Annotated in this window: 2 protein-coding genes; one reads left to right on the top strand and one right to left on the bottom strand. The window is 62.3% G+C overall.

The window, feature by feature from the left end; all coding sequences use genetic code 11:
• Positions 1-698, top strand: a 698-nt coding sequence (locus EOA36_RS36165) for a glycosyl transferase family 90 (protein ID WP_127281297.1), incomplete at its 5' end; no start/stop codon positions are given.
• 24 nt (positions 699-722) lie between these two features.
• Here the strand turns inward: EOA36_RS36165 and EOA36_RS36160 are convergent.
• On the bottom strand, positions 723-963 hold a 241-nt coding region (locus EOA36_RS36160; protein ID WP_189553564.1), incomplete at its 5' end, for an aldo/keto reductase.

Genomic DNA, 963 nt, shown 5'->3' with positions numbered 1-963 from the left:
CGTCACTGCTCATCGACCTGAAGTTCGGCGACGTAAAAGGCGTGCCCGAGCTGCCGACGCTCGTCAAGGACCGGCCGATCCGCGCCGACAACGGCAACGCCGTCGTCATGAAGTTCAATAAGTTCCGCCATTTTCACATGCCCACCGACGCCGTCGTCTTCACCGACAAACGCCCGGCTGTGGTCTGGCGCGGCGACCTCAACAATCCGATCCGGACACGGTTCCTGGATGTCGCGCGCGACTTGCCGTTCTGCGACGTCGGTTCGCACAAGCGCAATGCACCGGCTGCGTACAGCAAGCCCTTCCTCAGCATCAGCCAGCACCTGCGCTATCGCTACATCGTCTCGTTGGAGGGCAATGACGTGGCGACCAACCTCAAATGGATCATGAACTCCAACTCGCTCTGTCTGATGCCGCCGCCGACCTACGAGACATGGTTTGGCGAGAGCCAGCTCGAGGCTGGAGTCCACTATGCGCCGCTCGACCCGGACTTCTCCGATCTCCGTGAAAAGGTAGATTATTTCGAACGGCATCCGGCCGCGGCGGAGCGCATCATCGCCACGGCCAATGCCTACTGCCGCAAATTTTCCAATGAACTGGACGAGCAGGCGATCTCGCTGCTCGTCCTCTACAAATATTTCGTGCTCGGCGGCCAGATCGAACCCGATCCCGAACTCTGGCGGTTCATCGAGAGCTAGCTCTCGCTCTCGACCTGACGCTGATCAGATATCGCTGCGGTCGAGAACCAGATCGGCGGGGCCGAAACGATCCTTCGCTGTCAGTTGCTGGTGCCAGTAGGGGTAGAGCAGGGGCGGCCGGCTTACGGCGTCGAGACGCTGGCGTTCCTCGGTGCCGAGCTCCAGGGCGGCGGCCGCGAGATTGTCCTTCAGCTGGACGTCATTGCGGGCGCCGATCACCAGCGAGGAGACGGCAGGGCGGCCGAGCAGCCAGGCGAGCGCCACC

The organism is Mesorhizobium sp. M8A.F.Ca.ET.021.01.1.1, assembly GCF_003998025.1.
GTDB lineage: Bacteria > Pseudomonadota > Alphaproteobacteria > Rhizobiales > Rhizobiaceae > Mesorhizobium.
This window is presented reverse-complemented; position numbering and strand designations above follow the sequence as displayed.